Annotated in this window: 31 protein-coding genes; 26 read left to right on the forward strand and 5 right to left on the reverse strand. The window is 67.6% G+C overall.

The features are described from left to right. Positions 1 to 45: 45 nt before the first annotated feature. From sphantq_RS15810 to sphantq_RS15820, 3 genes are all read left to right on the forward strand, one after another. On the forward strand, positions 46 to 1,359 hold the full coding sequence (locus tag sphantq_RS15810; protein WP_272798958.1) for a DNA-packaging protein: 1,314 nt from the start codon (positions 46 to 48) through the stop codon (positions 1,357 to 1,359). 63 nt (positions 1,360 to 1,422) lie between these two features. Further along, positions 1,423 to 1,761, forward strand: coding sequence for a hypothetical protein (locus tag sphantq_RS15815; RefSeq protein ID WP_066601183.1), 339 nt, complete (start codon positions 1,423 to 1,425; stop codon positions 1,759 to 1,761). 124 nt (positions 1,762 to 1,885) lie between these two features. Beyond that, positions 1,886 to 3,022 carry a phage portal protein gene (locus tag sphantq_RS15820; RefSeq protein WP_066601185.1) on the forward strand — a complete coding sequence of 379 codons (1,137 nt, stop codon included), beginning with the start codon at positions 1,886 to 1,888 and terminating at the stop codon, positions 3,020 to 3,022. 102 nt (positions 3,023 to 3,124) lie between these two features. Here sphantq_RS15820 and sphantq_RS15825 read toward each other — a convergent pair whose 3' ends face one another. Beyond that, on the reverse strand, positions 3,125 to 3,295 hold the full coding sequence (locus sphantq_RS15825) for a hypothetical protein (RefSeq protein WP_272798959.1): 171 nt from the start codon (positions 3,293 to 3,295) through the stop codon (positions 3,125 to 3,127). A gap of 46 nt (positions 3,296 to 3,341) precedes the next feature. Between sphantq_RS15825 and sphantq_RS15830 the strand changes: the two genes are divergently transcribed. The 11 genes from sphantq_RS15830 to gp17 all read left to right on the forward strand — a co-directional run bounded on the left by sphantq_RS15830 (position 3,342) and on the right by gp17 (position 9,217). Continuing rightward, positions 3,342 to 3,656 carry a DUF6127 family protein gene (locus tag sphantq_RS15830; RefSeq protein ID WP_066605083.1) on the forward strand — a complete coding sequence of 105 codons (315 nt, stop codon included), beginning with the start codon at positions 3,342 to 3,344 and terminating at the stop codon, positions 3,654 to 3,656. Next, positions 3,653 to 4,057, forward strand: coding sequence for an HK97 family phage prohead protease (locus sphantq_RS15835; RefSeq protein WP_066601188.1), 405 nt, complete (start codon positions 3,653 to 3,655; stop codon positions 4,055 to 4,057). Before sphantq_RS15830 ends, sphantq_RS15835 begins: the two co-directional genes overlap by 4 nt. A gap of 94 nt (positions 4,058 to 4,151) precedes the next feature. Continuing rightward, positions 4,152 to 4,628, forward strand: a complete 477-nt coding sequence (locus tag sphantq_RS15840) for a hypothetical protein (protein ID WP_148648325.1) — start codon at positions 4,152 to 4,154, stop codon at positions 4,626 to 4,628. After that, a complete protein-coding gene (locus tag sphantq_RS15845) occupies positions 4,625 to 4,801 on the forward strand; it encodes a hypothetical protein (protein WP_272798960.1) in 177 nt (58 codons plus the stop codon). Before sphantq_RS15840 ends, sphantq_RS15845 begins: the two co-directional genes overlap by 4 nt. A gap of 141 nt (positions 4,802 to 4,942) precedes the next feature. Beyond that, the gene (locus tag sphantq_RS15850) at positions 4,943 to 6,070 is read left to right on the forward strand and encodes a phage major capsid protein (RefSeq protein WP_129927219.1); all 1,128 of its coding nucleotides are present in this window, start codon (positions 4,943 to 4,945) and stop codon (positions 6,068 to 6,070) included. 144 nt (positions 6,071 to 6,214) lie between these two features. Further along, the gene (locus sphantq_RS15855; protein ID WP_066601192.1) at positions 6,215 to 7,669 is read left to right on the forward strand and encodes a tail fiber domain-containing protein; all 1,455 of its coding nucleotides are present in this window, start codon (positions 6,215 to 6,217) and stop codon (positions 7,667 to 7,669) included. Beyond that, complete coding sequence (locus sphantq_RS15860; RefSeq protein WP_165363645.1) at positions 7,656 to 7,817, forward strand: hypothetical protein; 162 nt, start codon at positions 7,656 to 7,658, stop codon at positions 7,815 to 7,817. Before sphantq_RS15855 ends, sphantq_RS15860 begins: the two co-directional genes overlap by 14 nt. Beyond that, positions 7,814 to 8,092, forward strand: a complete 279-nt coding sequence (locus tag sphantq_RS15865; RefSeq protein ID WP_066601196.1) for a phage fiber-tail adaptor protein — start codon at positions 7,814 to 7,816, stop codon at positions 8,090 to 8,092. Before sphantq_RS15860 ends, sphantq_RS15865 begins: the two co-directional genes overlap by 4 nt. 2 nt (positions 8,093 to 8,094) lie before the next feature. Then, on the forward strand, positions 8,095 to 8,628 hold the full coding sequence (locus sphantq_RS15870) for a head-tail connector protein (RefSeq protein WP_066601198.1): 534 nt from the start codon (positions 8,095 to 8,097) through the stop codon (positions 8,626 to 8,628). Further along, a complete protein-coding gene (locus sphantq_RS15875) occupies positions 8,625 to 8,816 on the forward strand; it encodes a hypothetical protein (protein ID WP_066601199.1) in 192 nt (63 codons plus the stop codon). Before sphantq_RS15870 ends, sphantq_RS15875 begins: the two co-directional genes overlap by 4 nt. Then, positions 8,813 to 9,217, forward strand: coding sequence for a tail completion protein gp17 (gene gp17 / locus sphantq_RS15880; RefSeq protein ID WP_066601200.1), 405 nt, complete (start codon positions 8,813 to 8,815; stop codon positions 9,215 to 9,217). The genes sphantq_RS15875 and gp17 overlap by 4 nt, the downstream gene beginning before the upstream one ends. 18 nt (positions 9,218 to 9,235) lie before the next feature. On the opposite strand, the gene sphantq_RS15885 is transcribed toward gp17, so the two are convergent. Beyond that, the gene (locus sphantq_RS15885) at positions 9,236 to 9,559 is read right to left on the reverse strand and encodes a hypothetical protein (RefSeq protein ID WP_272798961.1); all 324 of its coding nucleotides are present in this window, start codon (positions 9,557 to 9,559) and stop codon (positions 9,236 to 9,238) included. Between the two features lie 156 nt (positions 9,560 to 9,715). Between sphantq_RS15885 and sphantq_RS15890 the strand changes: the two genes are divergently transcribed. The 10 genes from sphantq_RS15890 to sphantq_RS15935 all read left to right on the forward strand — a co-directional run bounded on the left by sphantq_RS15890 (position 9,716) and on the right by sphantq_RS15935 (position 18,855). Then, positions 9,716 to 10,123, forward strand: coding sequence for a phage major tail protein, TP901-1 family (locus tag sphantq_RS15890; RefSeq protein ID WP_066601203.1), 408 nt, complete (start codon positions 9,716 to 9,718; stop codon positions 10,121 to 10,123). Beyond that, the gene (locus sphantq_RS15895; RefSeq protein ID WP_272798962.1) at positions 10,120 to 10,446 is read left to right on the forward strand and encodes a GTA-gp10 family protein; all 327 of its coding nucleotides are present in this window, start codon (positions 10,120 to 10,122) and stop codon (positions 10,444 to 10,446) included. Before sphantq_RS15890 ends, sphantq_RS15895 begins: the two co-directional genes overlap by 4 nt. Beyond that, positions 10,443 to 10,640, forward strand: a complete 198-nt coding sequence (locus sphantq_RS15900; RefSeq protein ID WP_272798963.1) for a phage tail assembly chaperone — start codon at positions 10,443 to 10,445, stop codon at positions 10,638 to 10,640. Before sphantq_RS15895 ends, sphantq_RS15900 begins: the two co-directional genes overlap by 4 nt. 83 nt (positions 10,641 to 10,723) lie before the next feature. Further along, the gene (locus sphantq_RS15905) at positions 10,724 to 11,278 is read left to right on the forward strand and encodes a tail tape measure protein (protein ID WP_129927222.1); all 555 of its coding nucleotides are present in this window, start codon (positions 10,724 to 10,726) and stop codon (positions 11,276 to 11,278) included. After that, a complete protein-coding gene (locus sphantq_RS15910) occupies positions 11,278 to 13,608 on the forward strand; it encodes a DUF2460 domain-containing protein (protein ID WP_272798964.1) in 2,331 nt (776 codons plus the stop codon). Before sphantq_RS15905 ends, sphantq_RS15910 begins: the two co-directional genes overlap by 1 nt. Then, positions 13,605 to 14,435 (forward strand): DUF2163 domain-containing protein, encoded by an 831-nt coding sequence (locus sphantq_RS15915; protein ID WP_272798965.1) that lies wholly within the window; start codon positions 13,605 to 13,607, stop codon positions 14,433 to 14,435. The genes sphantq_RS15910 and sphantq_RS15915 overlap by 4 nt, the downstream gene beginning before the upstream one ends. An 8-nt stretch (positions 14,436 to 14,443) precedes the next feature. Beyond that, positions 14,444 to 14,800, forward strand: a complete 357-nt coding sequence (locus tag sphantq_RS15920; RefSeq protein ID WP_129927243.1) for a peptidoglycan endopeptidase — start codon at positions 14,444 to 14,446, stop codon at positions 14,798 to 14,800. Positions 14,801 to 14,854: 54 nt separating this feature from the next. Beyond that, positions 14,855 to 17,050: a phage tail protein gene (locus tag sphantq_RS15925; protein WP_272798966.1), complete on the forward strand. Its 2,196-nt coding sequence runs from the start codon at positions 14,855 to 14,857 to the stop codon at positions 17,048 to 17,050. Between the two features lie 33 nt (positions 17,051 to 17,083). Then, a complete protein-coding gene (locus tag sphantq_RS15930; RefSeq protein ID WP_066605089.1) occupies positions 17,084 to 17,581 on the forward strand; it encodes a DUF2793 domain-containing protein in 498 nt (165 codons plus the stop codon). A 200-nt stretch (positions 17,582 to 17,781) separates the two neighbouring features. After that, positions 17,782 to 18,855 (forward strand): OmpA family protein, encoded by a 1,074-nt coding sequence (locus sphantq_RS15935; RefSeq protein WP_272798967.1) that lies wholly within the window; start codon positions 17,782 to 17,784, stop codon positions 18,853 to 18,855. Between the two features lie 201 nt (positions 18,856 to 19,056). On the opposite strand, the gene sphantq_RS15940 is transcribed toward sphantq_RS15935, so the two are convergent. Then, positions 19,057 to 19,242, reverse strand: coding sequence for a hypothetical protein (locus sphantq_RS15940; RefSeq protein WP_129927227.1), 186 nt, complete (start codon positions 19,240 to 19,242; stop codon positions 19,057 to 19,059). A 210-nt stretch (positions 19,243 to 19,452) separates the two neighbouring features. Between sphantq_RS15940 and sphantq_RS15945 the strand changes: the two genes are divergently transcribed. Next, a complete protein-coding gene (locus sphantq_RS15945) occupies positions 19,453 to 19,989 on the forward strand; it encodes a superoxide dismutase family protein (RefSeq protein ID WP_129927228.1) in 537 nt (178 codons plus the stop codon). A gap of 148 nt (positions 19,990 to 20,137) precedes the next feature. On the opposite strand, the gene thpR is transcribed toward sphantq_RS15945, so the two are convergent. After that, complete coding sequence (gene thpR / locus sphantq_RS15950; RefSeq protein ID WP_272798968.1) at positions 20,138 to 20,695, reverse strand: RNA 2',3'-cyclic phosphodiesterase; 558 nt, start codon at positions 20,693 to 20,695, stop codon at positions 20,138 to 20,140. Between the two features lie 123 nt (positions 20,696 to 20,818). Between thpR and sphantq_RS15955 the strand changes: the two genes are divergently transcribed. Next, positions 20,819 to 21,553, forward strand: a complete 735-nt coding sequence (locus tag sphantq_RS15955) for a Bax inhibitor-1/YccA family protein (protein WP_272798969.1) — start codon at positions 20,819 to 20,821, stop codon at positions 21,551 to 21,553. A gap of 155 nt (positions 21,554 to 21,708) precedes the next feature. Here sphantq_RS15955 and sphantq_RS15960 read toward each other — a convergent pair whose 3' ends face one another. Continuing rightward, positions 21,709 to 22,338: a glutathione S-transferase family protein gene (locus sphantq_RS15960; protein WP_272798970.1), complete on the reverse strand. Its 630-nt coding sequence runs from the start codon at positions 22,336 to 22,338 to the stop codon at positions 21,709 to 21,711. Positions 22,339 to 22,349 lie beyond the last annotated feature (11 nt).

Raw genomic sequence — 22,349 nt, forward strand, 5'->3', positions numbered from 1 at the left:
CTGCGGATTGCATGTTTGTGGACTGGCGGTTGGCAGGGGAGCGCGATGCAGGTTTCGGATCAGGTTTTTCTGGCCGGTGACGATCGGCGGGCCAGGGCGGCGATATTGAAGCGGCTGGACGCGGCGTCGGCCGAGCGGCTGGAGCGGGAATGGCTGTATCTGGCGCGGCCGGCGCAACTGCCGCCGCCGGGTGACTGGCGCATCTGGCTGATGATGGCGGGGCGGGGGTTCGGCAAGACGCGGGCCGGGGCGGAATGGGTGCGCGGGATCGCCGAGGCTGATCCGCAGGCGCGGATCGCGCTGGTCGGCGCGACGCTGGGCGAGGCGCGCAGCGTGATGGTGGAAGGGGCGTCGGGCCTGCTGGCGATCGCGCCCTGGTGGAACCGGCCTGCCTATGCGCCCGCGCTGCGCAAGCTGACCTGGCCCAATGGCGCGGTGGCGAGCCTGTTTGGCGCGGCCGAGCCGGAAGGGTTGCGCGGGCCGCAGTTCAGCCATGGCTGGGCCGACGAGATCGCCAAATGGGCGGGCGGCGAGGCGGCCTGGGATAATCTGATGATGGGATTGCGGCTGGGGACAAGGCCGCGGGTGCTGGCGACGACGACGCCGCGGCCGGTGCCGCTGGTGCGGGCGCTGGTGGCGCGCGATGGCGATGACCTTGTGGTGACGCGGGGGCGGACGGCGGAGAATGCGGCGCATCTGGCCGACGGCTTTGTTGACGCCATGACGGCCAGCTATGGCGGCACGCGGCTGGGGCGGCAGGAACTGGACGGCGAACTGATCGAGGAGGTGGAGGGCGCTTTGTGGTCGCGCGACCTGATCGAGCGGCGCCGGGTGGCGCATGTGCCGGGCGCGCTCAGCCGGGTGGTGGTGGCGGTCGATCCGCCGGCGTCGGCGGGCGGGGACGCCTGCGGCATCGTGGTGGCGGGGGTCGGCGGGGACGGGCGCGCCTATGTGATCGCCGACGCCAGCGTTGCGGGCAAGTCGCCCGAAGGCTGGGCGCGGGCGGTGGCGGCGGCGGCCTTGGTCCATGACGCAGACAAGGTGGTGGCCGAGGCGAATAATGGCGGGGCGATGGTGGAAAGCGTGCTGCGCGCGGCGGAGGCGGCGATGCCGGTGAAGCTGGTCCATGCGAGTCGGGGCAAGGTGGCGCGCGCCGAGCCGGTGGCGGCGCTCTATGAAGCCGGGCGGGTGATGCATCGCGGCGCTTTCCCCGCGCTGGAGGACGAGATGTGCGGGCTGATCGCAGGGGGCGGCTATGTCGGGCCGGGGCGGTCGCCCGATCGCGCCGATGCGCTGGTGTGGGCGCTGAGCGAGTTGATGCTGGGGAAGCGGGGCGAGGCGCGGGTGCGGGGGATTTGAGGGGAACCGGCGCAGGGCCGCCTACGTTTTTCCATCGATCATGATTGCAATGGAGTAAGTGCGATGAAGATGGCCAAGATATTGGCGGCCGTCCTGGGCGTGTCGGTGGCGGCGTCTCCGGTGCTGGCGGCGAGTTTGAACAGCAAGGACCGGGCGCGGGTGGCGCGGGCCGCGCCGCGCGATCGGGATGATGTGCGCTATTGTTTGTTGAAAGGCAAGCAGGGGCGCGACAAGGGTACGGTGATCGGCGCGGCCGGTGGCGCAGGCGTTGGCTTGCTGGCGGGCGGCAGTCTGGGCGAGACGCTGCTGGGTGCGGGCGCGGGTGCGCTGGCGGGGCGCGTGATTGGCAAGAGCGAGGGCACAAACAGCGTTTGCGACCGGGTGCTGGCGCGGAATCCATAGAAGATCGGGCGTTAAAGGGCGGGTTAAGCCCCCTTTCCCAGTTTCGGTAGGCGGCTGAGGCCGCTGACCTTCACTAACCCTCTCCCCTGTTGGGGAGGGGGTTTTTGCGTTTGGGGACATATCCATGAAATGGTTCGGGACGAAAGCTGCGTCTGGCGCGGTGGGGCCGGTGGATGCGCGGCCTGTGCTGGCGCGCGCCTGGGGATCGGGGGCGGTGGCGCTGGGCGAGTGGCCGGCGAGTTACGAGGCGCAGCTGCGGGCCGGGGTGATGGGCAATCCGATCGCGCAGCGGGCGATGCGGCTGGTGTCGGAAGGGGCGGGCGCGTGCGCGTTGAAGGTGCGCGGCGTCGAGGATGGCGCGCGCGTGCTGGCGCTGGTCGGGCGCGCGTCGGCTGGGCAGGGGCTGGTCGAAACGCTGGCCTGTCATTTGTTGCTGCACGGCAATGCCTATGTGCAGGTGATCGCCGGCGCGGAGGGCAAGCCGGCCGAGCTGTTCGCGCTGCGGCCCGAACGGGTGAGCGTGGAGGCTGATGCGCGCGGATGGCCGGCGGCATATCTGTATCGGGTCGGGGAGAGCGTGACCCGGCTGACGCCCGAAGATGGCGCGGGGCGGACCAATATGCTGCATATCAAGGCGCTGCATCCGCTGGACGATCATTATGGGCTGGGATGCGTGGGCGCGGCGGCGGGGGCGGTGGCGATCCATAATGCGGCGAGCGTGTGGAACAAGGCGCTGCTGGACAATGCGGCGCGGCCGAGCGGGGCGATGGTCTATGATCCGGGCGACGGATCGGTGCTGTCGCCCGACCAGTTCGAGCGGGTGAAGCGCGAGATGGAGCTGGCCTTTGCCGGGGCGGCCAATGCGGGACGCCCGATGCTGCTGGAGGGAGGCCTCAGCTGGAAGGCGATGAGCCTGACCCCGGCGGAGATGGATTTTGTGGGGCTGAAAGCGGCGGCGGCGCGGGAAATCGCTTTGGCTTTCGGGGTGCCGCCGATGCTGATGGGGCTGCCCGGCGACAATAGCTACGCCAATTATCGCGAGGCGAACAAGGCGTTGTGGCGGCAGGCGATCCTGCCGCTGGTGGCGAAGATTGGCGGGGCGCTGGCCCAAGGGCTGGGCGATTGGTGGCCGGGGCTGGGGATAGAGGCGGATCTGGACGCGGTGCCGGCTTTGTCCGACGAGCGGGCGGCGCTTTGGGAGCGGGTGGCGGGGGCGGATTTCCTCTCTGCGGACGAGAAGAAGGCGATGCTGGGGATTTGAGCGTCGCGCAGAGGCGCGGAGGGCGCGAGGAAGGAAGAGAGACTGGTCGCCCTTGGCGGCTTTCTCTTTGCTCTGCGGCCTCTGCGCCTCTGCGCGAAAAATCTATTCTGCCGGGCGGGCGAGGCTGTCGAGGCGGCAGAAGCCGGCGTCGCCGTTCCAGCGGCCGTCCTGGATCAGGCAGTCGCCGGCGCGGAAGAGGCCGAAATGCCAGGCGACGGTGCCGAGCGCGAGCAGGACGAGCAGAATCAGGATTTTGCGAGGCGTGCGTTTCATGCGCGCCCCAATAGGCATGGGCGGTCCCCATGGGAAGGCGGGATATATGAAACAGGACATGCTGGCGCGGTTGGTGGCGCAGGCGGAAACCGCGCCGGGCGGGGCGGACATGGTGATGATCCGCGCGCTGATCGAGGAGGCGAGCGAATTGGGCGCGGGGCGCGCCCTGGAGCGGCTGGGGCTGGCCGACCGGCGGGCGGAGGGCGACATGCGCGAACTGCGCGAATTGCTGTCCGCCTGGCGCGACGCGAAGAAGGCGGCGCGCGGGGCGGTGATCGGCTGGGCGGTGCGGATCATGATGGCGCTGGTGGTGCTGGGGATTGCGGTGAAGGTGGGGTTGCTGGGGCTGGTCAAGGCATGAGCGCGGGCGACATACGCTTTGCCGGCTATGCGGCGATTTTCGATCGGGTGGACCGGGGCGGGGATGTGGTGCGGGCGGGCGCTTTCGGGGCGATCGATGCGGCGGGCGTGCCGCTGTTGTGGCAGCATGGGCCGGCCAGCGTGATCGGTGTGGTCGAGACGGCGCGGGAAGATGGGCGCGGGCTGCGGGTGATCGGGCGCGTGTCGCAGCGGACCGCAGCGGGGCGCGAGGCGGCGGCGGCGCTGAAGGCCGGGGCGCTGGACGGGCTGTCGTTCGGATATCGCGTGCGCGAGGCGCGTGGCGCGAGGCCGCGCGAACTGCTGGGGCTGGAACTGGTGGAGGTGAGTTTGGTGACGCATCCGATGCAGGATCTGGCGCGGGTGGTGGCGGTGGAGGGGTAGGGGTAGGGGAAAGCGCGCAGATGAGCGTCGACATCCCTACACTAATGCTCTCAAGCTATTGGCAAATGGCTGCCCACCTGCCTAAATGCGTATTATGAGCGAACTTCACGCACCATATATCGTCCAATGGGTCGCGAAAACGCTGTGGACGATACCTGCGCCGACCAAATCTTGGGCAGATATTGTTGGGCACTTGGTGTGGCCTTGTGTGACATTATTCTTGGTTTTACGATTCCGTATTTCCATAAGAAGGATGTTGAACATCCTCATCGAGCGATTAAAAACGGATCATGTCAAAACGCCTCTGTTCGAATTGACGCCTAACTCGCAGGTTATTGTTCTCGATCCTGAGGATGTCGCGGAGTCCACCGATCACTATGATTCAGATGACGTTCAACGGATTGAAGCCATATTCTCGTTCATCGCAGCCGACGATGGATGGGAAAAAATTTCAGATTGGGTCAACCAAAATTATGGCGAAGCGTTAGATATAGAGGATTTCGTAACCGACCCCGATCATGCTAAAGACCGCGAGCGAGCCTTCAGAGAAATTGAAGGATTAGAGATATGAACAAGAAGTTTTTCACCAAAGTTTCCCCCAAGGCTGTGGGCGGTATTCGCCGCCTATATGAAGCGCAGGGCGGTGAAGTCCACGCCAAGCTACAAGGCGATGGCTTGGCCATTGTGGTTGTGACGTTGGCGGAAAGTAAGGAAAAGCGGCGTAAAGCGCCAATCGCCGCATAATCGACCTAGCACCGACCCCGTGTCGGTATTCTGGCGGTTTATGAGAGGGCCGCGAGCGGTCCAGTAAAAAAAGCACGACTTATTCAAGGGCGGTCCTATCCGGGGCCGCCTTTTTTCGTTTCTGCAAGCGGGAGAATGTACATGACGGATCAGGTGACGGACGCACTGGAAGCGCGGTTCGATGCGGTGGTGCAGGGGGAGCGGATCGATGGACTGGAGGGGGAGATTGCGGCGCTGAAAGGGGCTTTGCTGGCCGCGCAGCGACCGGCGCTCGATGGCGTGAAAGGGGGCGCGGTCGATCCGGCGCGGGCGGCGTTTGTCGATCGCTATCTGCGGCAGGGGCATGAAGCGGGCGTGGAGCTGAAGAGCTTTTCCGGGGCGAGCGGTGGCGCGGGCGGCTATGCGGTGCCGCGGGAGATCGACCAGTTGATCGGATCGACGCTCAAGGCCATTTCGCCGATCCGCGGCATCGCCAATGTGGTGCGCACCGGAACGGCGGGGTATCGCAAGCTGGTGACGTCAGGCGGCATCGTGTCGGGCTGGGCGAGCGAGACGGGCGCGCGGGCCGAGACGGGGACGCCTGTCTTTAACGAGATCGCGCCGCCCAGCGGCGAGCTGTTCGCCAATCCGGCGGCCAGCCAGGCGATGCTGGACGATGCGCAATTCGATGTCGAAGCCTGGCTGGCGAGCGAGATCGCGCGCGAATTTGCGGCAGCGGAGGGCGCGGCCTTCGTCAACGGCAATGGGACGAACAAGCCCAAGGGTTTCCTGACCTATACTACGACCAATGAGGTCGACGGCGTGCGCGCCTTTGGCTCGCTGCAATATCTGGCGTCGGGCGCGGCGGGCGCCTTTGCCGCGTCGAACCCGCAGGACAAGCTGATCGACCTGGTCCAGAGCCTGCGCGCGCCCTATCGCCAGGGGGCGAGCTTCGTGATGAACAGCGCCACGCTGGCGGCGGTGCGCAAGATGAAGACGAGCGACGGCGCGTTCATCTGGCAGCCGGGGCTGAGCGGCGGACAGCCCGCAACCTTGCTGGGCTATCCGGTGGTCGAGGCGGAGGACATGCCCGATATCGCCGCCAACAGCCTGTCGATCGCTTTCGGCAATTTCCAGGCCGGCTATGTCATCGCCGAACGCAGCGAGACGAGCATCCTGCGCGATCCGTTCAGCAACAAGCCGTTCGTGCATTTCTACGCCGTCAAGCGGATCGGCGGCGCGGTGGCCAATAGCGAGGCGATCAAGTTGATGAAGTTCGCCGCTTCGTGATGGGATGGGGGGAGGCTGTGTGTCCTTCCCCCTCTTCCAACTGCGCCTGAGCCCTGCGGGCTAAGGCTTCGTATCTTTCTCCGCTGGGGGAGAAGGTTCTGGGGGAGCGTCCTTGCGCTCCCCCTTTTTTGTGAGGGGGCGGGCGTGGCGATCACGGAACTGGAGATGGCGGACCTGGTGCGCGAGACGTGCCATGCGGGGGGCGCGGGGCCGCTGGCGCTGGGCGGGCCGTTGCCGGGCTATCGCGGCTTTGCCGCGGCGACTGGTCCTGGCGCGACCTTTCCCTATGTCATTCAGGGCGTAGCCGATCCCGGCCAATGGGAGGCGGGGACGGGCGGAATCGATGACGAAGGCCGCCTGGTGCGGGCGCCGCAAGCCTCTTCGGCGGGCGGCGGCGCGGTGGATTTCGTTGTAGGCGAGAAGCATGTCGGGCTGGCGCTGCACGCGGGTTGGGTCGCACAGGTCAACGATCATGGCCATGGGTTGGATGAGATTGCGGGGCTGGATACGGCGCTGGCGGGCAAGCAGGCGGCAAGCGACGAATTGAGCGCGATCGCGGCGCTGGCGACGAGCGGGTTCGGACGGGGATTGTTGACGCAGGCCGACGGCGCGGCGGTGCGATCCTATGTCGGGGCGCTGGGGGGCAGCGGCGAGGCGCAGATATCGGCCGGTACGCTGACGGTCAATGCCAGCGGCGCAGCCTTCACCCCGATCGCGAGCGAGACGATCACCGCCTATCGCAATGAAGGGACCGCCATCATGGCGGTGCGCGGCGATGGGATCGGCGCGTCGATGCGGGCCTATGCCCATGGCGCCAGTTCCGCGTCGATGCGGCTCTATCGGGCGCTGGGATCGCAGGCGTCGCCGGCCAATCTGGAGAGCGGCGCGGTGATCGGCGACGTCGCTTCCTTCGCCTATATCGGCGGCGCGTTCGAGGAAGTGACGCGAATGCGCGCGACGCTGATATCGGCGTCGCCGGGCGCGTCGAACAAGCAGGTCATGTTTTCCTGGCACGCGACCCGCGACGGGACGAGCGGGGGGCCGGCCAGCCTGATGCGGTTGCAATATGGCATGGTCGATTTCGCCGGCCATGTCGCGCCGTTGACCGACAATATTTATGCGCTGGGCGGCGCTACGACGCGCTGGAGCCAGGTATATGCGGCGAGCGGGACGATCAACACGTCCGACGCGCGGACCAAATGCGATGTCGGAACGGTCGACGATGCCCTGATCGACGCCTGGGGCGCGGTCGGCTGGCGCCGCTATCGCTTCGTCGAGGCGGTGGCCGAGAAGGGCGACGCGGCGCGCTGGCATCTGGGGCTGGCGGCGCAGCAGGTGCGCGATGTGATCGATGCGCGATTGGGCGAAGGCGCGGCGATCCGCTGGGGGCTGTTGTGCCACGATAGATGGGACGCGGAGCCGGAATTGCGGAGCGAGGACGGCGCGATCGTGCGGGCGGCGCGGGATGCGGGAGAGCGGTGGGGCCTGCGCTATGACGAATGTTTCGCGCTGGAGGCGCTGTGGCAGCGGCGCGCGATCGCGGCGCTGGCGGCGCGTCTGGATGCGCTGGAAACAGGAGGCGGCGATGCTGGCGGGTGAGGCGATCGGCGCGGGCGCGCTGGGCGCGGTGCGGGTGGCGACGCCGGGGCCGTGGGACTGGGGCGTCCGGCCGGGGCAGGGCGCGCGGGTGGCCGCGCGCGAGGGGGCGATGCGGCCCGATCAACATGAGGGGAGCAAGGTCCGATGAGCCTTTTTGTCAAAGACCCGCAGGCGCGGGTCGATCATGCGATCGACTGGTCCGCCTATCTGGCCGGGCAGAGCCTGGTCGCCAGCCTGTGGACGGTTAGCCCGGTCGAGACGGGCGGGCTGGTGGTGGAAGCGAACGCCTTTGAGGCGCAGCGCAGCAGCGTGCGGCTGAATGGGGGCGTGGCGGGGCGCATCTATCGGCTGACCAACCGCGTCACCCTGTCCGACGGGCAGGTGGACGAGCGGTCGGTGACGATGCGGGTGGAGGAGCGCTGAAGATGGTGGAGCAACCGGAGAGCGGGGCGCTGGCGGCATCGCTGGCGGAGTTGAAGGCCTATTTGCGGATCGAGACGGGGGCGCAGGATGCGGTGCTGGCCGGGTTGCTGCGTAGCGCGGCGGCGCTGTGCGAGCAATTTATCGGCCAGTGGCTGATCGCGCGGGCGGCGCGCGAGACGGTGGCGGGCGACGGCGGCTGGCAAAGGCTGTCGGCGCGGCCGGTGGCGGCGATCGAGACGGTCGAGGCGGTGGATGCCGACGGGGTGGCGGAGATGCTGCCGATCGACGCCTATGCGATCGATATCGATGCGGCGGGCGATGGGTGGGTGCGATCGACCCGCGCGGGCGACGGGCGGCGGCTGGCGGTGCGATACCAGGCGGGGCTGGCGGCGGAGTTGAACGGCCTGCCCGAAGCGCTGCGTCAGGGGATCGTGCGACTGGCGGCGGAGCATTTCGTGGCGCGGGGCGGCGAAAGCGCGCCGCCGGCGGTGGTGAGCGCGCTGTGGCGGCCGTTCCGGCGGATGCGGCTGGCATGAGGGCGCGGCTGGTGGCGCTGGTCGAGGCGCGGGCGGCGCGGCGGCGAGCGCGGATCGTCGCGGCGCTGGAGGCGGCCGGGGTGGCGGCGGTTGTCGAGGGCGCGGCGGTGCGGGCGTCCGCGCCGGGGCTGGCGGCGCGCTGGTGGCGCGATCTGGCGGTGCGGGACGCCGGGAGGAATGGGCTATGAGTGCGGAAGTGGCGGCGCGGGCGGCGGTGATCGCCGCATTGCGGGCGGACGGGGCGCTGATGGACGGGCTGAACGACCTATATGATAGCGAGCCGGGGCGGGCGAGCGCGCCCTATGGCCATGTGGGCGAATGTATCGGCGCGGACTGGGGCGGCAAGGATGTCGAGGGGCGCGAGGTGCGGCTGACCATCGGTCTGCGGAGCGCGGACGAGACGCCGGCGCGGCTGGCGGGGATGATCGCGCGGATCGATCCGGCGATCGGCCAGGCGCAGGCGCGCGATGGATGGCGGATCGTCACCGCGCGGCTGGTGCGGTCGCGGGTGGCGCGGGATGGCGCGGGCGCGGCCTTGGAGTGGCGGGCGGTGATCGACTATCGGTTGCGGGTGGTGCGGGAGGGGTAATGCCCCTCCCGATGGAAGTTAGCCCGACTGGCTGTTTTCCTCATATTCGCTGGTGATCTTGTCGACATATTCCGCGATCTGTTCGTCGGCGTCGCTGTTGGCGGCGGCGTCGGCCATCTTGTCGGCCTTGTTCTGGGCGACGATCGCGGCGCGGAAGGCGGCTTCCTTGTCGGCGCAGGCTTTTTTCATTGCGGACTGGAAATCGCCGACCGGCAATTTCTTTTCCAGCGCGGGCTGAACCTGGGCGCTGAGGCATTTGGAAAATTCCTTGCGCCCGGCGCCGACAGCGTCAGCGGACGGGGCGGCGGCCAGCATCATCACGAGCGAAGCGGCAACAATCATAGAAACCTCTCCATAGCGGCGTCTTCACGTCGATGGCGGCGTGTCCACGCTGCGACCGGATGGTCGAATGCCATCCGAGTCTTTTATTTTTTCGCGATTTTCCGGGCGGCAGCAGGGTGCTTGTCGCGTCGGGGTCGCTTGGCTGGAGAATGCGCCATGGGCGTCGAAAAGGGAAGTGCGTTTCTGCTCAAAGTGAGCGACGGAAACATGCCTGCAACATATGCGACGGTGGCCGGGATGCGGACCACCCAGTTGTCGGTGAATGGCGAGGCGGTGAACATCACCAGCAAGGATTCGGGCGGCTGGCGCGAATTGCTGTCGGGCGCGGGGGTGCGATCGGTCAGCGTGTCGGCGGCGGGGCTGTTCACTGGCTCTGCGGCGGAGGTGCGCATCCGCAACCATGCGCTGTCGGGCACGATCGAGGATTATGAGCTGAGCTTCGAAAGCGGCGAGCGGATGCGTGGGCGCTTTCTGGTGACGCGGCTGGACTATGCCGGGGACTATAATGGCGAGCGCAATTATGCGCTGAGCCTGGAAAGCAGCGGCGCGGTGGTGAGCGAATGAGCGGGGCGGCGAACCGGGAGCGGCCCAATGCAGAAAGGGGCGAGGCGGCGCTGGCGCTGGGCGGGGAGGTGCTGACGCTCCGGCCGAGCTTTGCCGCGCTGGTGGCGGCGGAGGCGGAATTGGGGCCGCTGTTCGATCTGGTCGAGCGGGCGGCGGAGGGCAAGCTGTCGCTGGCCGATCTGGTGGGGCTGTTCTGGCATTGTCTGGTGGATCGCGAGGCGGTGAGCCGCGAGGCGCTGGGCGAGGCGGTGGTGGCGGTCGGGCTGGCGAAGGTGACGCCGGTGCTGAAAGCCGTTTTGCAGCAGATATTGGCGGGGAAGTGACGCGCTTTGCGCAGGCCGCGGGGCGGCTGGCGGGGGTGGCCGGGTGGCTGCTGGGCTGGCGGCCGGACGAGTTCTGGCGCGCGACCCCGGCGGAACTGGCGGCGGTGTTGAAGGCGGCGCGGGGGGACGAGGCGCCGGGGGATGGCGTGGATGGCGGGGAATTGGCGCGGTTGATGGGGGCGATGCCGGATTAAGCATGAAGGTAGGTGTGTGGGGCGCGCCCCCACCCCAACCCCTCCCCTGAAGGGGAGGGGCTTTTTAGGTTGGGAGGCGGGCTGTGGACGAGGAAATCGAGACGCTGGTGGTGCGGGTGCGGGCCGACACGCAGGGGTTGAACCGCGATGTCGAGGCGATGCGGGCGGGGCTGGAAGGGTCGCTGGGCGATGGGGCGGACCGGGCCGGGCGGCGGATCGAGCAGGGTCTGATGCGCGCGGTGCGGACCGGCAAGTTCGGGTTCGAGGATCTGCGCCGGATCGCGGTCAGTGTGCTGGACGAGATTGCAGCGAGCGCTTTGCGGTCGGCCGTGGGCGGCGGGAGCAGCGGGGGCGGGTTGGGGAGCCTGGGCGCGTCGCTGCTGACGTCGGCATTAGGTTTGCCGGGACGGGCGACCGGGGGGCCGGTGACGCCTGGGCGCGCCTATATGGTCGGTGAGCGCGGGCCGGAGATGTTCGTGCCCACGAGCAGCGGGCAGGTGGTCGCGCATGGCGGCGGCGGGGCGCGCGACGTGCGGGTGAGCATCGCGATCAATGGGCGCGGTGGGGAGAGCGAGCCGCGGTTGCTGGCGCGCAGCGCGCGGCAGGTGGCGCGGGCGGTGAAGGGGGCGCTGGGCTGATGGGCAGGATCGAATATTGGCTGGCGGATACGCGGCGGGGACAGGAGACGCGCTGGATCAAGCGCTTCGCCGCGACGCACTGGACCGTCAATTTCCCGCGGCCGATGATGGCGAGCGTGGTGACGAGCGCGCCCGACGCATTGCGGGTGGACACGGTGTTTTACGGGTCGGGCGATCTGGCGGGGCTGATCTGGGACGCGGCGGACCAGTGGAGCCATCCCTTGCTGGCCTATGACACGGATCGGGATTTTAGGGACTGTGTGCTGTCGTTCCGCTGGCGCAGCGGCGGCGTGCGGACATTGGACGAGACGCATGGGCCGACGCTGACGATCGAGGGGCGGGATCAGGACGGCAATCCGCGCGCCTGGTATGTGCGGTTGTGGAACTATGCCAATGGCGTGCCGGAAGATGCTGTCATTAGGCTGGATTTTTCCGTCATTATGGGCGGTTACGACCTGCCGGACGATGATAATCCGGTGTGGGCGGGCGATGTCGATCGGATGTTTATTTCGCTGGTGCCGCCCGGTTATGACGAGGGCGACACGCCCTTTGCCGGGCCGCAGGAGGGATGGGCGGAACTGAGCGAGATCGCCTGTGACGGGGCGGGGTCCATGCTGACGATCGGCGACGCGATGCTGCCCGAACATGGGCTGTCCATGGCGACCGGCTATGACGATTGTTTCAACCAGACGCCGGAGCGGGTGGTGAGCGCGATCCAGGCGCTGGGCTATCGCGGCGCGATCAACCATTATGTCGGGATGAGCCATTATTTCCGGCTCGAACGCTTGGGCGAGGGGCTTTACGTCAGTCTGGCTGGCGGGGTGCTCAATGCGCCCTGCGCGGCCTGGCATCGGGATTTTGCGGCGCGGGCCAGGGCATTGGGGTTCGGCGTCATCTGGTCGCTATCCTATGAACTGTTCGATGCGCATTGCTGGAACGACTGGAAGCAGCGGGCCGAGAATGGCGATCCGGCGCTTACCGGATGGTCGCCGCCATCGACATTGCTGTCGCCGGCCCATGGCGGGGCGATGGGTTATGTGCAGCAGGTAGCCGGGGCCTTTGTTTCCATTGGGTTGGAAGCGGATTTGCCGATTCTGTTTCAGGTCGGTGAACCCTGGTGGTGGGTGATGCCGGGCGACGGGCGGATATGCCTGTATGACGATGCGGCGCGGGCGGCGTTGGGTGGCAGTCCGGTGTCGATCCCGGATGTGCGCGGCGCATTGGACGGGGCGCAATGTGCGCTGCTGGATGCGGCGGGGGCCTTGCTGGCGGCGTCGACGGCGGCCTTGTGCACGGCAGTCAAGACGATCGCGCCGGGGGCGGTGACGCATTTGCTGGCCTATCTGCCGACCATATTGGACGCGCGCGCGCCGGAGGCGAAGCGAGCGAACATGCCGCTGGGGTGGGCGACGCCCGCTTTCGATGTGCTGCAACTGGAAGATTATGACTGGGTGACCGAGGGGCGGCCGGGACTGACCGCGCGGGGCGTGGAGATGGCGACGGCGCGGCTGGGCTATCCGATCGAAGAGCAGCATTATTTGTCGGGCTTCGTGTTGTTGCCGCAGCAGGCGGGGCAATGGCGGGAGATAGCCGCAGCGGCGCAGGCGTCGGTGGCGCGGGGGACGGCGCAGACATTCGTCTGGGCGCTGCCGCAGGTGTGTCGCGACGGCTTTACCTGCTTCAGCATCGATGGGGAGGATGATATGCAAGCCTTTGATGATATTATCTTTCCGATCGCTATCGGGCGGGAGGCGAGCCTCTCGCCGGCCTTTTCCACGCAGATTGTCGAAAGCCCGTCGGGCCATGAGCGGCGCAGCAGCGACTGGGCGGATGCGCGGCTGTCCTTCGACGCCGGGCCGGGGGTGCGGTCCGAAGCGGACATTGCGACGCTGATCGCTTTCTTTCGCGCGCGCAGGGGCGCGGCGCGCGGGTTCCGCTTCACCGACCCCTATGACGACCGCAGCGGCGCGCCGGGCGTGGCGCCTTCGCCGATCGACCAGCGGCTGGGGATTGGTGACGGGGTGCGCGCGACGTTCCAGTTGATGCGCTATTATGGCGTGGGCGAGGAGGCGCAGGGACGGATCATCACCCGGCCTGTGGCGGGGAGCATCCGCGTGGCGGCCGACGGGGTCGAGATGACCGACGGGTGGAGCCATGCCGGGCTGGGCGTGATCGCGTTCGACGAGGCGCCGGATGCGGGCGTGGTGCTGAGCGCCGGTTATCGGTTCGATGTGCCGGTGCGCTTCGCCGAGGACCGGCTGGACATCAACCGGGCGACCTTTGCCGCGGGCGAAGCGCCGTCGGTGCCGTTGGTGGAGATACGGGAATGACCGATGCGGAACGGCTGGGTGCGCCGCTCAATACGCTGGCCTTTTGCTGGCGGATCGAGCGGCGGGACGGGATGACGATCGGGCTGACCAGCCATGATCGGGATCTGGTCATAGGCGGGCTGACCCATCGCGCCGCGCCGGGGATGACGCCGTCGGCGGTGCGCGCAGGCATCGGGCTGGACGGCGAGGATAGCGACGTGGCGGGCGCACTGTCGAGCGATGCGATCCGCGAGGCGGACCTGATGGCAGGGCGGTGGGACGGGGCCGCGCTGGAATTGCGGCTGACTCAGTGGGAAGAACCGGGCGCGCTGTGGCTGTTGCTGGCGCGCGGCGAGATCGGCGCGGTGGCGCGCAAGGGCGGGGCGTTTACGGCGGAATTGCTGGGCGCGGCGGCGGTGCTGAGCGGGCCGGTGGCGCCATCGACATCGCCCGATTGCCGGGCAAGGCTGGGTGACGGGGCGTGCCGGGTCGACATGGCCGCGCGGCGCAAGATCGTGACGGTGAGCGCGGCGGAGGATGGCGATGTGGCGATGGTCGATCAGAGTGGAGGGGGGCTGGTGGCGGGGGATTATGCCTTCGGCACTTTGCGCTGGCTGAGCGGGGCCAATGCGGGGCTGACGCAGGCGGTGGTCGACAATGGCGCGGATGGGGTGGCGCTGGCCGATCCGCCGGCCTTTGCGGTGGCGGCGGGGACGTTGGCGTTGTTGACGCAGGGGTGCGACCGGCAATTGGCGACCTGTGCGGCGCGGTTCGGCAATGCGCGCAATTTTCGTGGGGAGCCTTATCTGCCGGGCATGGACCTGCTCACCCGCTATCCCGGCGCATGAGCGCGGTGGTGGCGCGGGCGCGCGCTTTGGTGGGGGTGCCGTTTCGATTGCATGGGCGCAGCCGCGCGGGGCTGGATTGCGTGGGGCTGGCGGCGCTGGCGATGGGACGGGAGGCGCATGGCGCCTATGGCTTGCGGAGCGGGGATATCGAGCGGGCGGAGCGCTGGCTGGCGGCGGCGGGATTGCGGCCGGTGGCGCAAGGGCAGCCGGGCGACCTGGCGCTGGTGCGGCCGGGGCCGTTGCAACTGCATCTGATGATCGGGACGGGGGCGGGGTTTATTCACGCCCATGCGGGGATCGGGCGGGTGGTGGAGATGCCGGGCGCGTCGCCATGGCCGGTCTTGAGTTGGTGGCGTGCGGCATGAAGTCGCGCGCTCGTTGTTTCTCGACTGCGCTCGAAACGAACGGAGGATAATATTATGGCGACGGTGGTGCTGACGGCGGTGGGGACCGTTCTGGGCGGGCCGATCGGCGCTGCGATCGGCGCGGTGATCGGCAATGTCATCGACAATCAGATATTGTTCAAGCCCAAGGGGCGCGAGGGCGCGCGGCTGTCCGACCTGCAATTGCAGACGTCGAGCTATGGCACGCAGCTTCCCAGGCTGTTCGGGACGATGCGGGTGGCGGGGACGGTGATCTGGGCGACCGACCTGAAGGAGACGAAGAGCAAGAGCGGCGGCGGTAAGGGGCGGCCGAGCGTGACCAGCTATGCCTATTCGGCGAGTTTCGCGGTGGCGCTGTCGGCGCGGGCGATCGGGCAGATCCGGCGCATCTGGGCGGACGGGAACCTGCTGCGCGGGGCGGCGGGGGATTTCAAGACGGAGATTTCCGCCTTTCGCGTCCATGCGGGCGACGAGGACCAGCCGGTCGATCCGCTGATCGCGGCGGCAGAGGGTGTGGGCCTGACCCCGGCGCATCGGGGGATCGCCTATGTCGTGTTCGAGGATCTGGCGCTGGCCGATTATGGCAATCGCATCCCGTCGCTGACGTTCGAGGTGGAGGCCGATGCTGCGCCGGTGCCGATCGGCGCAGTGGCGGCGGCGTTGAGCGCGGGGCGGCTGGAGGGCGACGGGCTGACTGCGGTCGATGGCTTTGCGGCAAGCGGGGCGGACGTCCGGGCCGCGATCGCGCCTTTGGTCGAGGCGCATGGGCTGGCGCTGCGGTCCGGCGCCGATGGTTTGCGATTGACGGCCATAGGCGCTGCGGACGGGGCGATCGGGGCGGACGGGCTGGCGCGGCGGGTAAACGGGCAGGCGATCGATGCGGTCGAGCGATCGGGCGCAGCAGCCGATGGCGTGCCGGTGGCGCTGAGCCTGCGTCATTATGATGCCGCGCGCGATTATCAGACCGGGGTGCAGCGGGTGACGCGGCCGGGGCCGGGGCGGCAGGAGATGGGGATCGAGCTGCCTGCGGTGATGGCGGCGGATGCGGCGCGGGCGGTGGCGGCGCAGCGGCTGGGCGCGGGCTGGACCGGGCGAGCGACGATGACGCTGCGCTGCGACTGGCGGGCGCTGGCGCTGAACCCCGGCGCGGTGGTGACGGTCGCGGACGCGCCGGGGCTGTGGCGGATCGAGGAACGGGAATGGGAGGCGATGGCGGTGCGGCTGGCGCTGCGCCGGGTGCCAGGAGGGGGCGGGATGCTGCCGACCGGGGCGTCTTCGGGTGCGATCGTGCGGCAGGCGGATGCGCCCCACGGCGCGACGACGCTGATGCTGGCCGACCTGCCGCAGATACAGGACGGGGCGGCGAGCGCGCCTTTGCTGGTCGTAGCGGCGAGCGGCGGGGAAGGGTGGCGCAGCGCGGCGCTGTTCGTGATGGGCGAGAGCGGGGAGGCGGTGCCGATCGGGCGCAGCGCGTTGCGGGCGGTGATGGGGACGGCGGACGCCGCGCTGCCCGATGGGAGCGCGACGCTGGTTGATCGGCGGCACGACCTGCTGGTGACGTTGCTGGCGGCGGACATGGACTTGAGCGATGCGGATGAAGCGGGGTTGGCGCAGGGGCGGAACCTGTGCCTGATCGGGCGCGAGCTGGTGCAGTTCGAGACGGCGGTGCGAACCGGACCGGCCAGCTATCGGCTGGGTGGACTGCGCCGGGGGCTGCGCGGCACCGAATGGGCGATGGCCGGGCATGAGGCCGGCGAGCCGTTCCTGCTGATCGAGGAGGAGCGATTGGTTCAGCCGCTGGCGGCGCTGGGCATGGTGGGCGAGGTCGGGGCGACGCTGCGGCTGGCGGCGGTCGGGCTGGGCGATGTCGAGCCGGTGGAGGCGGCGATCGCGATCAGCGGCGAGGCGCTGATGCCGCCATCGCCGGTGCACCTGAGGGTGCGGGGGCTGGATGGCGGGCAGGCGTTCGGCTGGGTCCGGCGCAGTCGCGCCGGGTGGCGATGGAGCAATGGCGGCGACACGCCGCTGGGCGAGGAGACGGAGCGCTATCGCGTCGCGGTGATGGACGGGGCGAGCGTGGTGCGCAGCGCGGAGAGCGGGGCGCCGGGCTGGACCTATTCTGCGGCGATGATCGCGGCGGACGGGACGGCGGGGCAGTCGCTGATGGCGGAGGTGCGCCAGTTGGGGACGCTGGCGCAGGGGCGGGCGGCGATGATCGGCTTTATCGCCTGACGCTTTTCACGGATGATCGAGGAGGAGACGAGCATGGACGAAACGCCGCGTTGGGCGTTGCCGCTGCTATTCGCAGGGCAGGCGCAGAAGGAAATCCAGCATAATGAAGCGCTGGTGGTGGTCGATGCATTGTTGCACGGACGAGTGGAGAGCGCCGACCTGAGCGCCCCGCCGGGTGCGCCGATGGTCGGCCAGTGCTGGATCGTCGCGGCCGGCGCGTCGGGCGACTGGGCGGGGCAGGCGGATACGGTCGCGCTATGGACGGAGGGCGGTTGGCGTTTCGTCGCGCCGCGCGCCGGGCTTCGGGTCGCGGCGGCCGACCGCGATCATGCCCTTTTCTTCGACGGGACACTATGGCGGAGCGATGCGGTGCGTGGCGATGGCGTCTATCTGGACGAAGAACGAGTGGTGGGACCGCGGATGGCGGCTATCGCGGCGCCGAGCGGGGGCGGCGTGATTGACGCTGAGGCGCGCTCTACGCTGATGGACATTCTGGCCGCCTTGCGCACCCACGGCCTGATCGCGACCTAATATTACGGGCCTGCGCATTTCTTGTTGCAGGCCCGCGTCAATAGTCTAGGATTCCTCCACATTAGCTTGGTAAAGCTGTGAAAGCCGGGCTAGTGCGTTATTTTTGCAACGGTTTCACTAATTGTGGACTTGCCATGAAACCTTCTTGCGAATACAGGGTTTCAGCAGTCCTTCGTGACACTCTTGAAAGGGGAATTCAAATGCGGAAGCTTGCCCTCGCGGCTGCGCTTGCGACCACCGTCCTAGCCACCCCGGCCATGGCGCGTGACAATAGCTGGTATGTCGGCGTCGACGCCGGCGTCCTGCTCGTCGAAGACCAGGACCTCACCTTCTCGTCCATTCCTCCCGGCGGTTCGGTCGTTCCTTCGATCGACTACCATAAGGGCTATGATTTCGACGCCAACATCGGCTACGACTTCGGCGGCTTCCGCCTGGAGGCCGAAGCGGCCTACAAGCGCGCCAAGATCGATTTCGACAAGACCGGCGGCGGCTTCGGCGGCGCAGCTTCGGCTTTGTCGTTCATGCTGAACGGTTTGCTGGACTTCGGTCCCGATGACGGCCTGCAGGGCTTCGTCGGCGGCGGTGTCGGCGTATCGCGCGGCAAGCTGGCTTCGGACATCGTGAACGACAGCGACACCGGTTTCGCCTGGCAGGCGATTGCGGGCGTTCGTTACCCCGTCACCAACAATGTCGATGTCTCGCTGAAGTATCGCTTCTTCAACCAGGACGACATCAAGGTCATCCCGGCTTATCAGAGCATCTACGGCGAAGCGGGTTCGACCGGCGACACCAAGCTGCGCACGCACAGCCTGCTGCTCGGCCTGACCTACAACTTCGGTGGCGAAACGGCTCCTCCGCCGCCGCCCCCGCCGCCCCCGCCGCCCCCGCCCCCGCCGCCCCCGCCGCCGCCGCCGGTTGCCGAATGCAACCCTGGCCCGTACATCGTGTTCTTCGAATGGGACAAGTCGGACATCACGCCTGATGCCGCGACCATCCTGGACAACGCGGTCTCGGCCTACAGCAGCTGCGGCAGCGCACAGGTCATGCTGGCCGGTCACGCTGACCGTTCGGGCGCCGCTTCCTACAACGTCGGCCTCTCGCAGCGCCGCGCTGACTCGACCAAGGCCTATCTGGCCTCGAAGGGTATCCCTGATGGTGTCATCACCACCCAGGCCTTCGGTGAATCGAAGCCGCGCGTCGACACCGCAGACGGCGTTCGCGAAGTCCAGAACCGTCGCGTGGAAATCAGCTACGGTCCCGGCGCGGGCATGTAAGCCGATTTCCATTCCTCGGAATGGAAATAGAATGGGGGGCTGGTCGCAGGACCAGCCCCTTTTTCTTTGCGCGGCGCCAAGAGAAGATTGTCTGGCCGGCATCGATTGCTCAGGTGATTGCGAAGCCCCGACGCGCCACGTTCGGTCCGATGTCCGGTCATCAATTATGCAAGGCCGTGGCATGGCCGAACGGCGCGTGGTCTAGGGCCGGCCGGCGAGATGATGGGGCTGTTGCCGAAGCGTCGATCCCGCGCCATGGCGCGGCGAGGGGATGGCGCGACCGATCGGTTCTGTCGCCGTCAAGCCGACGTCGCTCATGACCTTGCGATATTGTCCGCCGGCGGCCAGTTCCCCGACATCGAACAGGTTCCGGCCATCAACGGTCAACCCGACCTATCCGACGTCACCATTTGCCCCGCCAGGATGGGTTCATGGAAGCAGACGACCGCTTCGGCGATGTAAGTGAACCGGGTTGTGATCCTGATCCAGCTTCTTGCGAAAGCTTGTCAGAAGGGCGGTGACAAATTGGTGCGGTTGGGCAACAAAAGCGCTCCAGCGGCGTTAGCGCCTTATCTTGCCCTTTTCTGGGAGCTATCCATGAAAATTATTCCGCTTCTCACCGCCTTGCCGATCGTCCTCGCCGCGTCGGCCTGCGCCACCACGACGGGAACCGCCAGCGCCGCGCCGACGGCTTCGGCCAAGCTGGCGGCCGCCGACGGATCGGCGCGCGGCATGGCGACGGTGACGCAGGCGGCCGACGGGTTGCATGTCGTGGTCAAGGCGATGGGGCTGACGCCCGGCATCCACGCGGTGCATATCCACACCACCGGCCAGTGCGCCGCGCCAGACTTCGCCAGCGCCGGCGGCCACTGGAACCCGACTGCGCGCCAGCATGGCAAGGATAATCCCGCCGGAATGCATATGGGCGACATGCCCAATATGACGGTGGGACCGGATGGCGCCGGCGCGATCGAATATCATATCGCCGACGCGATGATCGGCGAGGGGGTGACGCCTCTGCTCGATGCCGATGGCGCGGCGGTGGTGGTTCATGCGCAGGCCGACGACAATAAGAGCGATCCGGCCGGCAATGCCGGTGGCCGCGTGGCGTGCGGGGTGCTGGCGGCGGGTTGAGCGCGTCAGGGCGTGTTGCTGTAAACTCATGCGCACGCCGGCTGTTGACGCCGCATCGTCAAGCCATGACGACTTCAGGCTCCGCGATACGAGCAAAGGAAGCGCTCTGGACCTTCGGGTTCGGGGCGCTTTTGCGATGGGCGGACCGTCAATCCAGCGGCGGTCGCGCCGCGCCGTTGGCGAGGTAGTCCGCTATCGCGTGATAGATCGCGCCCTGCTGACCCAGCCGGCTTTCGAACAGGGTGAAGCGATCGACCCTGAAGGGCGCGCGGTTGAGGGCGGCGTGGCGGGCCAGGAAGGGGTCGATCAGGCCGCCCGATCGGCCGAAGCGGGCAAGGGTGACATGGGGGAGATAGGCGCGGCTTTCGGGCGACAGGCCGACGGACACGCAGGCGCGGTCGATTTTCCGATGCAGCGCGGCCAACGGATCGCGCGGCTTCACGCCGGCCCAGAGCGTATCGACCACGCCCTTGCGGTCGAACGCGCCGACGCCTGTCAGATGGACGTCGAACGGGGCGAAGCGGATCGCGCCCAGCGCGTCGGCGATGTCGTTGGCGCGGTGGCGGTCGACTGCGCCGATGAAGCGCAGCGTCAGGTGCAGTTGATCGTCGCTTTGCCACCGTGCGCCATCGACCCCGTCCATCAGGGACAGGAGGTGGGCGCGCTGATCGGCGGGCGGGCGGATGGCGACGAACAGGCGGTGCATGGGGCCGATATAGGATGATCGACGCGATCCGTCACCGCTCGTGCCGGTTTGGCTTGAATCATGCGACCAATGCGCCGATAATAGGGATACCGGCAAGACATGCCGGTGAAGGAGACGATTTTCATGGCCAACTGGTCCGACCCCCGTTCCGACATTGCGGGCTTTGGCGGCGCCACCGCTGCGCGCGGCGAGGCGTTCGACGCCGGGCTTCGCAGCTATATGCTGTCGGTCTATTTTTATATGGCGAGCGGCGTGCTGCTGACGGGCGTCGTCGCGCTGCTGTTCGCATCGAGCGGCATGGCGGCGTCCGTGTTCACCGGCCCCGGCATCCTGAAATATATCGTGATGTTCGCGCCTTTGCTGTTCGTTATGGTGCTGAGTTTCGGGATTAATCGCCTGTCCACCGTGGCGGCGCAGGGCCTGTTCTGGGCCTATGCGGCGGTGATGGGCGTATCGTTGTCCTACATCTTCCTGGCCTATACCGGCACGTCGATCGCGCAGACGTTCTTTGCGACGGCAGCCGCCTTTGCGGGGTTGAGCCTGTGGGGCTACACCACCAAGAAGGATCTGTCGGGTTTCGGCACCTTCCTGATCATGGGCGTGGTCGGTCTGCTGGTGGCGAGCCTGATCAACATCTTCATGCAATCGAATGCGATGAGCCTGGTCATCAGCGGCGTCGGCGTGCTGCTGTTCGCGGGTCTGACCGCCTATGACACGCAGAAGATCAAGAGCATTTATGCGCAGGTCGCGGGCACCGACATGATGGGCAAGTCGGTGGTGATGGGAGCGTTGAACCTCTATCTCGACTTCATCAACATGTTCATGTTCCTGCTGCGCCTGTTCGGCGATCGTCGCTGATCCTTGCGGACTTGTGCGTATAAAAGGCCCGGCGGAGCGATCCGCCGGGCCTTTTCGTTGATGAGACAATGGCCGGTCGTTTCGAGCGCAGTCGAACAACGCATGGGAAGCGCCAGCCGCTTCTCGACTGCGCTCGAAGCGAGTGGAGGGGTAGCTCAGCCCTCTTTCTGCATCGCGGCGATCAGGGCGCCGTCTATTTCTTTCTGCCGCTTATAGGCGGGGCGGTCGCGCAGGCGGGCGGCATAGGCTTCGAAAACGGGGCGACTAGGGATGGACTGGAAGCTGATGCCCCAGTCGATCTGCGAGCCGACATAAACGTCGGCGGCGGTGAATTGGTCACCGCAGATCCAGGCGTCACCCGATATCGCGGTTTCCAGCGCATCGATCGTGTCTTCGAACCTGCCATAGCCCGCTGTGCGCTCGCGCCCTTCGGGCAGGGCGAAGCCCATCGCCTTGTTGGTGACGGCGGCTTCGACCGGGCCGGCGGCGAAGAAGAGCCAGCGATAATAGGCATGGCGATCGGCCGGGGGCGGGGCGAGGTTGGCGGCCGGGAAGGCGTCGGCCAGATAGGCGCAGATGGCGGCGCATTCGGTGACGATCCGGCCGCCATGGACGATGGCCGGCACCTTGCCCATCGGGTTGACCGCCAGATAGTCGGGCGCCTTCATCGACGCGGCATAATCGAGGACGACCGTTTCATAGGACGCGCCGACCTCCTCCAGCATCCAGCGGGCGATCTGCCCGCGCGACATGGGGTTGGTGTAGAAAATCAGCTCTTGGGTCATGACGCGCTCCT

Source organism: Sphingobium sp. AntQ-1 (genome assembly GCF_028538045.1).
Lineage (GTDB): Bacteria > Pseudomonadota > Alphaproteobacteria > Sphingomonadales > Sphingomonadaceae > Sphingobium > Sphingobium cupriresistens.

Bases quoted from the DNA above. Each gene is read 5' to 3' on its own strand.
- sphantq_RS15810 (WP_272798958.1), top strand. From the start codon at position 46: ATGCAGGTTTCGGATCAGGTTTTTCTGGCCGGTGACGATCGGCGGGCC.
- sphantq_RS15815 (WP_066601183.1), top strand. From the start codon at position 1,423: ATGAAGATGGCCAAGATATTGGCGGCCGTCCTGGGCGTGTCGGTGGCG.
- sphantq_RS15820 (WP_066601185.1), top strand. From the start codon at position 1,886: ATGAAATGGTTCGGGACGAAAGCTGCGTCTGGCGCGGTGGGGCCGGTG.
- sphantq_RS15825 (WP_272798959.1), bottom strand. From the start codon at position 3,295: ATGAAACGCACGCCTCGCAAAATCCTGATTCTGCTCGTCCTGCTCGCG.
- sphantq_RS15830 (WP_066605083.1), top strand. From the start codon at position 3,342: ATGAAACAGGACATGCTGGCGCGGTTGGTGGCGCAGGCGGAAACCGCG.
- sphantq_RS15835 (WP_066601188.1), top strand. From the start codon at position 3,653: ATGAGCGCGGGCGACATACGCTTTGCCGGCTATGCGGCGATTTTCGAT.
- sphantq_RS15840 (WP_148648325.1), top strand. From the start codon at position 4,152: ATGAGCGAACTTCACGCACCATATATCGTCCAATGGGTCGCGAAAACG.
- sphantq_RS15845 (WP_272798960.1), top strand. From the start codon at position 4,625: ATGAACAAGAAGTTTTTCACCAAAGTTTCCCCCAAGGCTGTGGGCGGT.
- sphantq_RS15850 (WP_129927219.1), top strand. From the start codon at position 4,943: ATGACGGATCAGGTGACGGACGCACTGGAAGCGCGGTTCGATGCGGTG.
- sphantq_RS15860 (WP_165363645.1), top strand. From the start codon at position 7,656: ATGCTGGCGGGTGAGGCGATCGGCGCGGGCGCGCTGGGCGCGGTGCGG.
- sphantq_RS15865 (WP_066601196.1), top strand. From the start codon at position 7,814: ATGAGCCTTTTTGTCAAAGACCCGCAGGCGCGGGTCGATCATGCGATC.
- sphantq_RS15870 (WP_066601198.1), top strand. From the start codon at position 8,095: ATGGTGGAGCAACCGGAGAGCGGGGCGCTGGCGGCATCGCTGGCGGAG.
- sphantq_RS15875 (WP_066601199.1), top strand. From the start codon at position 8,625: ATGAGGGCGCGGCTGGTGGCGCTGGTCGAGGCGCGGGCGGCGCGGCGG.
- gp17 (WP_066601200.1), top strand. From the start codon at position 8,813: ATGAGTGCGGAAGTGGCGGCGCGGGCGGCGGTGATCGCCGCATTGCGG.
- sphantq_RS15885 (WP_272798961.1), bottom strand. From the start codon at position 9,559: ATGATTGTTGCCGCTTCGCTCGTGATGATGCTGGCCGCCGCCCCGTCC.
- sphantq_RS15890 (WP_066601203.1), top strand. From the start codon at position 9,716: ATGGGCGTCGAAAAGGGAAGTGCGTTTCTGCTCAAAGTGAGCGACGGA.
- sphantq_RS15895 (WP_272798962.1), top strand. From the start codon at position 10,120: ATGAGCGGGGCGGCGAACCGGGAGCGGCCCAATGCAGAAAGGGGCGAG.
- sphantq_RS15910 (WP_272798964.1), top strand. From the start codon at position 11,278: ATGGGCAGGATCGAATATTGGCTGGCGGATACGCGGCGGGGACAGGAG.
- sphantq_RS15915 (WP_272798965.1), top strand. From the start codon at position 13,605: ATGACCGATGCGGAACGGCTGGGTGCGCCGCTCAATACGCTGGCCTTT.
- sphantq_RS15925 (WP_272798966.1), top strand. From the start codon at position 14,855: ATGGCGACGGTGGTGCTGACGGCGGTGGGGACCGTTCTGGGCGGGCCG.
- sphantq_RS15930 (WP_066605089.1), top strand. From the start codon at position 17,084: ATGGACGAAACGCCGCGTTGGGCGTTGCCGCTGCTATTCGCAGGGCAG.
- sphantq_RS15935 (WP_272798967.1), top strand. From the start codon at position 17,782: ATGCGGAAGCTTGCCCTCGCGGCTGCGCTTGCGACCACCGTCCTAGCC.
- sphantq_RS15945 (WP_129927228.1), top strand. From the start codon at position 19,453: ATGAAAATTATTCCGCTTCTCACCGCCTTGCCGATCGTCCTCGCCGCG.
- thpR (WP_272798968.1), bottom strand. From the start codon at position 20,695: ATGCACCGCCTGTTCGTCGCCATCCGCCCGCCCGCCGATCAGCGCGCC.
- sphantq_RS15955 (WP_272798969.1), top strand. From the start codon at position 20,819: ATGGCCAACTGGTCCGACCCCCGTTCCGACATTGCGGGCTTTGGCGGC.
- sphantq_RS15960 (WP_272798970.1), bottom strand. From the start codon at position 22,338: ATGACCCAAGAGCTGATTTTCTACACCAACCCCATGTCGCGCGGGCAG.